This window comes from Sphingomonas sp. Ant H11, from assembly GCF_000797515.1.
Classification (GTDB): Bacteria; Pseudomonadota; Alphaproteobacteria; order Sphingomonadales; family Sphingomonadaceae; genus Sphingomonas.
The window spans coordinates 21,619-29,784 of sequence record NZ_JSBN01000159.1 but is presented as its reverse complement, the minus strand read 5'-3'; the positions used below and the strand labels follow the sequence as shown (position 1 = coordinate 29,784).

Below are 8,166 nucleotides of genomic sequence, written 5' to 3'. Positions count from 1 at the left end.
TCTCGAAAGCCGACGGCAGCCAGCTCCACGACTTGCAGCGCGATGCCCTGCTGGTGGCTGGCGTCGATCCCGACCACATCTATCAGGATACGGCTTCAGGCCGCCGCGATGATCGTCCCGGGCTTGCGGCCGGTCTCAAGGCGCTGCGCTCTGGCGATACACTCGTCATTTGGAAGCTCGACCGGCTCGGGCGCGATTTGCGGCATTTGGTGAACACAGTCGGCGACCTCACCAAACGCGGAGTCGGACTAAAGGTGCTGACTGGTGAAGGTGCTTCGATCGATACCACCACCGCAAACGGCCGACTGATCTTCGCCATCTTCGCAGGGCTGGCGGAGTTCGAGCGCGAGTTGATCGTCGAACGCACCAAGGCGGGCTCTGTTGCAAACATTCGGGACCGCCGAGCGGCACCGCGCCTTTGTTGGGATCAGGCCGCTTTGTTGAAATGCTGATTGAGCATGGCCATGGCCTCGGTCATGGCCGAGGGGCCAATGCCAAATGATCTTTCGATCAGACGCACCTCTCCCCTGATCCCTGGCTGCAGGCACCATGCCCGGGCCTGCCCTTTGCGCAGGGCGCGCATCACCTCGAAGCCCTTGATCGTGGCGTAGGCTGTCGGCATCGATTTGAAACCACGCACGGGCTTGATCAGCATCTTGAGCTTGCCGTGGTCGGCCTCGAGCACGTTGTTCAGGTATTTCACCTGCCGGTGTTCGGTTTCTGGGGCGAGCTTTCCTTCTCGTTTCAACTCGGCGATTGCGGCGCCGTAGCTTGGCGCCTTGTCGGTGTTGAGTTTCGTCGGCTTTTCCCAGTCCTTCAGACCGCGAAGGGTTTTGCCAAGAAAGCGCTTCGCAGCTTTGGCGCCGCGGGTCGGCGACAGGTAGAAATCAATCGTGTCGCCCCGTTTGTCGACCGCCCGGTAGAGGTAGGTCCATTTGCCCCGCACCTTCACGTAAGTCTCATCGAGACGCCAGCTCGGATCAAAGCCGCGCCGCCAGAACCAGCGCAACCGCTTCTCCATCTCCGGCGCGTAGCGCTGCACCCAGCGATAGATGGTCGTGTGATCGACATCGATGCCACGTTCCGCCAGCATTTCCTCGAGATCACGGTAGCTGATACCGTACCGGCAGTACCAGCGGACCGCCCATAGGATGACTTCTCCGGTAAAATGCCGCCCTTTGAAATCGTCCATCACAACCGACCTTACCAAGACAAGGCCCAACGTTGGCAACCGCATCAGAGTTTGCAACAGAGCCCCCGGTCGCCCGTCCGCATCGCCTGGGCATGGCTGCCCCGCCGCGCGAGGTGACCGATGAGCGTGGCCCGATCGCTCCGCTCGAACAGCATCGGCGTGGTCGTCGCATGAAGCTCGGGCGAAAGCAGCGTGGCGAACGGATAGTCGTCCACGATCCGCTCCGGCTCGAGTGCGGCATAGGCATCGGGGCGGTATAGGGTGGGCGCTGCCGGCGCTGGGGTATCGGCCATCATGTCCTCGATCGGTCCGGAGCGCAGAAGCCTAGCATCCGCGGGGGCGTCCAAAAGTGCCAATATCGCTGCCGCTGGTGTTCGGGTTGCACCAGCTTTGCCGTCCGGGTGCATGGTGCGGCCGGCGCACCAGCGAGAACATTTTTTGCATATGTGGCACCGCGATTTCTGACGCATACTGCCGGGTCGGAGATCAACGGAAAGGGTCGAAACATATGAAGCATCGCACCGGCGTCGCCGCCCTTGTCACTTGCCTGCTGATGGGTGCCTCGGCCGGATCGGCCCAAACGGCGGCGCCCAGCCCGCCGGATTCACAGGCGGACCTCGTTCCGGTGCTCAATGGCGGCGGCAGCGAGTTGCGCTTCGATTGGCCCGCGCTCAAGATCGGCAGCGCCTCCTATCGTGAGGGCCCCACCGGGGTGACGGTCTTCAGCTTCGACAAGAAGGTGCTGGCGGCGGTGGACGTGCGCGGCGGGGCGCCGGCCACCATCAATACCGACCTCGTCCGCCTCGGATATTCGAGCTACGACATCGACACCGTCGTGTTCGCGGGCGGCGCGGCCTATGGGCTCGAAGCGACGACCGCCGTCGCGACCGCGCTCAAGGACGATGGCCGCAATACCGGGCGATGGGATTCGATCGCGGTGGCGGTCGGGGCGGTCATCTTCGATTATGGCGATCGCCGACTGAACGAGATATACCCCGACAAGAAGCTCGCCCAGGCGGCCTATCGCGCTCGGATCCCGGGCGTGTTCCGCAATGGCGCCGCCGGAGCCGGGAGCATGACCCGCACCGGCGATTTCTTCGGCTGCAAGGCGCATTCGGGCCAGGGCGGCGCGTTCAAGCAGATCGGCGCGCTCAAGATCGCCGTCTTCTCGGTGGTCAACGCCTATGGGCTGGTGACCGATCGGGAAGGCCGCCCCGCCGCCTGTTACCGTGATCCGAGCTGGCCCAAGGATGTTCGCGTCGACGATCTGCTGCGCAACCTTCCCGACAGCCGCAAGGCCGGCTGGGGCGCCGAGAGCGGCAGGATGCGCAACACCACGGTCACGCTGGTCGCAATCAACCAGAAGATGGAGCCGGCCGAACTCCAGCGGCTGGCGATCCAGGTCCATACCGCGATGGGGCGCAGTATCCAGCCTTTCGCCACGGCATCGGACGGCGATACGCTCTATGCCATCACCACCGGCGAAATCGATGCGCCCGATCCGAGCACGCCGGGCGCGCTCAACGGCGTCGAGATCGGCTCGATCGCCAGCGAACTGGCCTGGGACGCGGTGCTCGCATCTGTGCCGCCGCAGCCGGCCTTGCCGGTGATGTCGCCGCAGCCGGCGGTGCCCGCCAGAACGCTGGCATCCTATGCAGGCAAGTATCGCTTCTCGAATTTCGTGACGGTGAACATCACCGCGCAGGACGGCAAGCTGTTCGGCCAGGCGGTCGGGCGCAACGCTTTCAACGTGCCGATGGACAAGCCGGTCGAGCTGCTTCCCTATGATGGCGGCCGGTTCGCCGTGCCGGGGCGCTACCCGATGGTCCTCGACTTTGCGACGAAGGGCAAGCTGGTGATCAACCCCGGGGAGTGGGCGCAGACCGGCATCAAACAGGCCGGACGCTGATCGCGCGACGCCGCCGTCCGCCATGGTGCGTCCCGCGCACCACGGCGGACCCTCTACGCGCCTTTTCACCTTCCGGAGCGCGCAGCAGTCTCCGTACTGCAACAGAGCTTGGGGGATTTGCGATGAGACTGAACAATCTGGGTCGCCGCCTTTGTACCGTGTCCAGCCTTGCGTTGGCGATCGCCGCGGCCCCGGCCTTCGCCCAGGAGGCGAATAGCCAGGCTTCTGCAACGGATGCCGGCCGGAGCAATATCGACAATGAAATCGTGGTCACCGCGCAGAAGCGCAAGCAGCGGCTGATCGACGTGCCGGTCGCGATCAACACGATGAGCGGAGACGCCATCGCCGATCGCGGGATCACCGATCTGCAGCAATTCTCCTATGCCGTGCCCGGGCTGGTCCTGCGCTATGACGGCCCCGGTTCGAGCCAGGTGTTCCTGCGCGGCGCGGCGAACATCCGCGGCTCCGACGCGATGGTCGCGACCTATATGGACGAAGTGCCGGTGACGCTGACCGGCGGGTTCCGCCAGGTCGATCTGCGCATGCTCGATATCGACCGTATCGAAGTGCTGAAGGGGCCTCAGGGCACGCTCTACGGCCAGGGCGCGATGACGGGCACCGTGCGCTTCGTCACCAAGAACCCGGATCTCACGGAGATTCATGGCTTCGCCAGGGCGGATTATTCGCTGATCGACCAGGGCAGCGACAATCTGCGCCTGTCGGGCGCGTTGAGCCTGCCCGTCGTTACCGACGTGCTTGCCATCCGCGTCGCCGGCAACCTCGAGGACGGTGGCGGTTGGATCGACCAGCCAGGGACCGGGATCAAGGACGGCAACAACCAGAACATCCGCAATTTCCGCGGCAAGATCCTGTTCAAGCCGAGCAGCGACTTCGACCTGACCGGGACGATCGGCCTGTATCGGATGAGCAGTCGTTTCGGTCTGGACTATGAGAATCCGGATCGCACCCGCCCGGTGCCCGTGAGCCCCGACTATGATCTCCTCCCCAGCCGCAAGGACCGGGCCTGGATCTACAATCTCACCGCCAACTATCACTTCGATTTCGCCACGCTCACCAGTTCGAGCAGCTATGTCCGGCTCAACCGCGACTATTACAGCACCTATATAGCCGGGCCTGGCACTCCCTATACGGTGCAGAACGAGGGCTTTGACGGCATCCACGACCGCGCCCGCCAGTTCACCCAGGAACTGCGGTTGACCTCGGCGGGAAGCGGTCCGCTGCAATATACGGTCGGCGTCTATTACCGCGACGCCCGCTCGGACCTCTACGACACCGGCATCTCCTATTATGCCGGCGGCACCTATCCGTTCGTCTATGAGGATCTCGACACCTCCAAGTCCTGGTCGGGCTTCGCCGACCTGTCCTACCGGCTCACGCAGCGGCTGACGCTGGGCGCCGGCGTCCGCACCTTCAGCGACGACGTGACCCAGTGGAACGGCGGCACCACGACCCAGAAGGCGAACTTCAAGTCGACCGACCCGCGCGTCTATTTCACCTACGCCCTCGGCCCGAAATGGAACCTGTACGGCAACGTCTCGCGTGGCTTCCGCTCGGGCGGTTTCAACACGGCGGGGCTACCGCCCTACAGGCCGGAGAAGCTGACCAATTACGAGCTGGGCACCAAGGGCGTGACCGCGGGCGGCGCGCTGCAATTCGACATCGACGCCTTCTATTCCAAATATGACGACGCCCTGCGAACCGGGCAGTTCTTCAACTTCGACGGGGGCGGCGGATACGTCTCGCTCACCCGCAATATCGGCGACTTGGAGATATACGGTCTGGAGGCTAGCGCGACCTGGGCGGTGACGCCGAACTTCCATCTCAGCGGCATGGCCGCGCTGACGCACAGCGAAGTGACCAAGCTGGCGATCCGGAGCGGCGAATCCACCAATGTCGAAGTCGGCGACCCCGGCGACTACGCCCCGGAGGTCACGTTCAGCGTTGCGGCCGACTATGATGTCGCCCTCGCATCGAACATCGCCGGCTTCGCCCATGCCGATTTCAGCTACCGGGACAAGACCTGCGCCTCGGACAGCTCGGTTCTGGTCCCGCGCATTCAGTGTTCGGACACCGTACCGCTCCTCACGCCCGCATCGGCGCGACTTTCTCCCGGGTGAAGGTGGAGCTCTATGCCACCAACCTCACCAATGAGAACCGGCAGGTCGATCCGTACCAGGCGTGGCAGCAATCCTCGCGGACGAAGCCGCGAACGGTCGGCATCGCCTTGTCACACGACTTCTGAGGTTCTTTTCTGTCAGGCCCGCCTCCACTCCGGGGCGGGCCTTTTCTCTGTCGGAGCATCCGGATGGCCCCAGCATTTGAAACTGCCGAGACGGGGGCCGCGCTGCCCGTTGCCGGCACCGACCTGTTCGGCCATCCGCGCGGCCTAACCTATATCGCCGCCACCGAAATGTGGGAGCGCTTTTCCTTCTACGGCATGCAGGCGCTGCTCATGCTCTACATGACCGGGCATCTGCTCCAGCCCGGCGTCGTCGAACATGTCTGGGGTTTTGCTGGGCTGCGCGCCGGGCTGGAGGCGGTGACCGGCCCGCTCACGAGCCAGGCGCTCGCCGCGCAGCTGTTCGGCATCTATGTCGCGCTGGTCTATTTCGGCCCGATCGTCGGCGGGCTGATCGGCGACCGGGTGACCGGACGGACCCGCGCCGTGCTGCTGGGCGGCGGATTGCTCGCCTGCGGGCACTTCCTGATGGCGATCGAACAGGCTTTCCTGCCGGCGCTCGGCGCGATCATCGCCGGGGCGGGGCTGCTCAAGGGCAATCTCGCCGCGCAGGTCGGGGCGCTCTATGCCGAAGGCGACCGGCGGCACGATGACGGCTACACGCTCTACGTCACTTCGGTGGCGGTCGGCGCCTTCCTCGCGCCGCTGGTGTGCGGCACGCTGGGCGAGCTCTATGGCTGGCACTATGGCTTCACGGCCGCCGGCTTCGGCATGCTGTTGGGCATCGCCATCTATCTTCGCGGAATGCGCTATCTCCGCGAGCCGGCCGGCGATCGCGGCGGCGTGGCCACGGTGCCGCTCACCGCGGACGAATGGCGCACCGTGCTGGCGCTTTCGGTGCTGATCCTCATCACCGCGAGTTTCTGGACGGTTCAATCGCAGATTTGGAACACCTATCCGGTCTGGGTGCGCGATCATGTCGATCTTGGGATCGGCTTCGGCTTGCACGTACCGGTCACCTGGTTCCAGTCGCTCGATGCCGTCACGGTTCTGGTGCTGGCACCCGTGCTGATGCGCTATTGGCGTGTCCGCGCCAGGCGGGGTGGAGAGCCCGGCGAACTCGCCAAGCTGGCGCTTGGCTGCTCGATCTTCGGTTTGGGCTGCGTGCTGCTCAGCCTCGGGCAGTGGAGCGCAGGCGCGGGCAGGGTGGCGATCGTCTGGCCCGTCCTGTTCCATTTCGTGATCGGGCTGGGCTACCTGCTCTACGCGCCGGTGGCGCTCGCACTGGTCGCCCGGGTGGCGCCGGTGCAGGTCCGTTCGATGATGGTCGGCGGCTATTATATCGGCCTGTTCATCGCCGGGATATTCGCGGGATGGCTGGGCCGCTTCTACGAGCCCTTGCAACCGCCCGCCTTCTGGTTGTTACATGCCGGCATAGGCGTTGGTGGCACGATCTGTATCGGGCTGCTGTATCGCCCCTTCAGCCGGCGGTTCGGCGATGCCCATCCCGAAGCGGCGGCCCGTGCCGTTGCGGGAGCCGCTCGACTTGGAAACGCCTGACGAAGATCGCCCTGTCGCCGCCTATAATCCGCCTTCGCGCAAGACGATTCCGCCGTTCGAAGCGTTGCGTGCCTTCGATGCGGTGGCCCGGCTTGGCGGCGTCCGCCAGGCGGCGCGCAGCCTCGGGCGCGATCATGCGGTGATCAGCCGCCACTTGAAGACGCTCGAGCAATGGACCGGAGCCCGGCTGATCGAGCGAACGGCGCGCGGCGTGGCGCTGACCAAGGACGCGCGGCGCTATCACCGCGAGATCGCCGCCGCGATGGACGCAATCGCCGCTTCCACCATCGATCTGATGCGGCGCGGCTATCACAATCACCTCTACGTTTCCTGCGCGCCGGGCTTCGCGCTGCACTGGATGTCCCGGCGGGTGGGGCTGTTCGAGAAGCTGCACCCCGATGTCGAGATCGAGCTGCGCTCGCTCGACCGCAACATCTCGGTGGCCCCCTATGAATCGGATATCGAGATCCGCTTCGTCCCGGCCTACCGTACCAGCATGAAGGTCCCCGCGGGGGTGCATTGCGAGGAAGTGGCGAGCGTCGCGGTCGTCGCCGTCGCCAGCCCGGCCTATCTCGCCGATGCTGCACCGATCCGGACCCCCGGCGACCTGATCGGCCAGCGGCTGCTGCACGAGCATGATTTCGATGGCTGGGCGCATTGGCTGGCGGTGCACGGCGTCTATGACGATCTCGACCTGACCGGGCCGCGGCTGTCGCAGGGCCACCTGACCCTTGATGCCGCGCTGCACGGACGCGGGGTTGCGCTGGTCAACGGGCTGGTCGGACAGGCCTTTCTCGATTCGGGCGAGCTGGTCGAGATCGGGCGAGGCGAACCGGCGTTCCAGCCCTATAGTTTCGGCAAATATTATGTACTGGTCGGTGCCGACCGGAAGGATACCCCGCTGGTGCGCCGCTACCTGCGCTGGTTTACCGCCGAACTCGCGCGCGACGTGGCGAAGCCGCACGTCGCGGGTCGCGTCCTCCTTGCCGGCAAATAGCCGATCGCAAAGGATATTTCCGATCGGCGCGGGGCTGGTGCGCGAGGCGCAACACCCCTCCCATCCTTGGCACCTTAGCTGGCGCGCGTGGCGGATTAGCTCTTTGGCCGAACAACAAAAGGGTTAGGGGGCTTGGTTGAACGTCTCTGATGCACCGGCTGCAGAGCCGCTGGGCCTGACGTCGGGGTTCGCCGGTTCGAGCGGCTATGCGGACCGCATGACGCCGCTCTATGCGGGCAAGCTGATGCCCGGCGCGCAGGTAGAAGCGTTGCGCAACACGCACCGCGCGTTTCCGGTGCGGACCATCC

7 protein-coding genes and 1 pseudogene are annotated in these 8,166 nt (G+C 65.0%); 6 read left to right on the top strand and 2 right to left on the bottom strand.

All coding sequences use genetic code 11. The annotated features are described in order from the left end of the window. Positions 1-404, top strand: a pseudogene (locus tag NW75_RS20590) (recombinase family protein); the annotation flags it as partial. Positions 405-427: 23 nt separating this feature from the next. Here NW75_RS20590 and NW75_RS20585 read toward each other — a convergent pair. Continuing rightward, complete coding sequence (locus tag NW75_RS20585) at positions 428-1,192, bottom strand: IS6 family transposase (protein WP_026109285.1); 765 nt, start codon at positions 1,190-1,192, stop codon at positions 428-430. Between the two features lie 44 nt (positions 1,193-1,236). Then, positions 1,237-1,485, bottom strand: coding sequence for an FMN-binding negative transcriptional regulator (locus NW75_RS25420; protein WP_197057894.1), 249 nt, complete (start codon positions 1,483-1,485; stop codon positions 1,237-1,239). A gap of 215 nt (positions 1,486-1,700) precedes the next feature. Between NW75_RS25420 and NW75_RS20575 the strand changes: the two genes are divergently transcribed. From NW75_RS20575 to NW75_RS20560, 5 genes are all read left to right on the top strand, one after another. Further along, complete coding sequence (locus tag NW75_RS20575; RefSeq protein WP_033967264.1) at positions 1,701-3,101, top strand: P1 family peptidase; 1,401 nt, start codon at positions 1,701-1,703, stop codon at positions 3,099-3,101. A gap of 122 nt (positions 3,102-3,223) precedes the next feature. Then, positions 3,224-5,239 carry a TonB-dependent receptor gene (locus NW75_RS20570; protein ID WP_033967263.1) on the top strand — a complete coding sequence of 672 codons (2,016 nt, stop codon included), beginning with the start codon at positions 3,224-3,226 and terminating at the stop codon, positions 5,237-5,239. Positions 5,240-5,241: 2 nt separating this feature from the next. Beyond that, complete coding sequence (locus NW75_RS27550; protein ID WP_269430362.1) at positions 5,242-5,364, top strand: hypothetical protein; 123 nt, start codon at positions 5,242-5,244, stop codon at positions 5,362-5,364. 63 nt (positions 5,365-5,427) lie between these two features. After that, positions 5,428-6,861: a peptide MFS transporter gene (locus NW75_RS20565; RefSeq protein WP_081988852.1), complete on the top strand. Its 1,434-nt coding sequence runs from the start codon at positions 5,428-5,430 to the stop codon at positions 6,859-6,861. Next, positions 6,824-7,858, top strand: a complete 1,035-nt coding sequence (locus NW75_RS20560) for a LysR substrate-binding domain-containing protein (RefSeq protein WP_197057892.1) — start codon at positions 6,824-6,826, stop codon at positions 7,856-7,858. The genes NW75_RS20565 and NW75_RS20560 overlap by 38 nt, the downstream gene beginning before the upstream one ends. The last annotated feature ends 308 nt before the right edge of the window (positions 7,859-8,166 follow it).

Bases quoted from the DNA above. Each gene is read 5' to 3' on its own strand.
- NW75_RS20585 (WP_026109285.1), bottom strand. From the start codon at position 1,192: ATGGACGATTTCAAAGGGCGGCATTTTACCGGAGAAGTCATCCTATGG.
- NW75_RS25420 (WP_197057894.1), bottom strand. From the start codon at position 1,485: ATGGCCGATACCCCAGCGCCGGCAGCGCCCACCCTATACCGCCCCGAT.
- NW75_RS20575 (WP_033967264.1), top strand. From the start codon at position 1,701: ATGAAGCATCGCACCGGCGTCGCCGCCCTTGTCACTTGCCTGCTGATG.
- NW75_RS20570 (WP_033967263.1), top strand. From the start codon at position 3,224: ATGAGACTGAACAATCTGGGTCGCCGCCTTTGTACCGTGTCCAGCCTT.
- NW75_RS20565 (WP_081988852.1), top strand. From the start codon at position 5,428: ATGGCCCCAGCATTTGAAACTGCCGAGACGGGGGCCGCGCTGCCCGTT.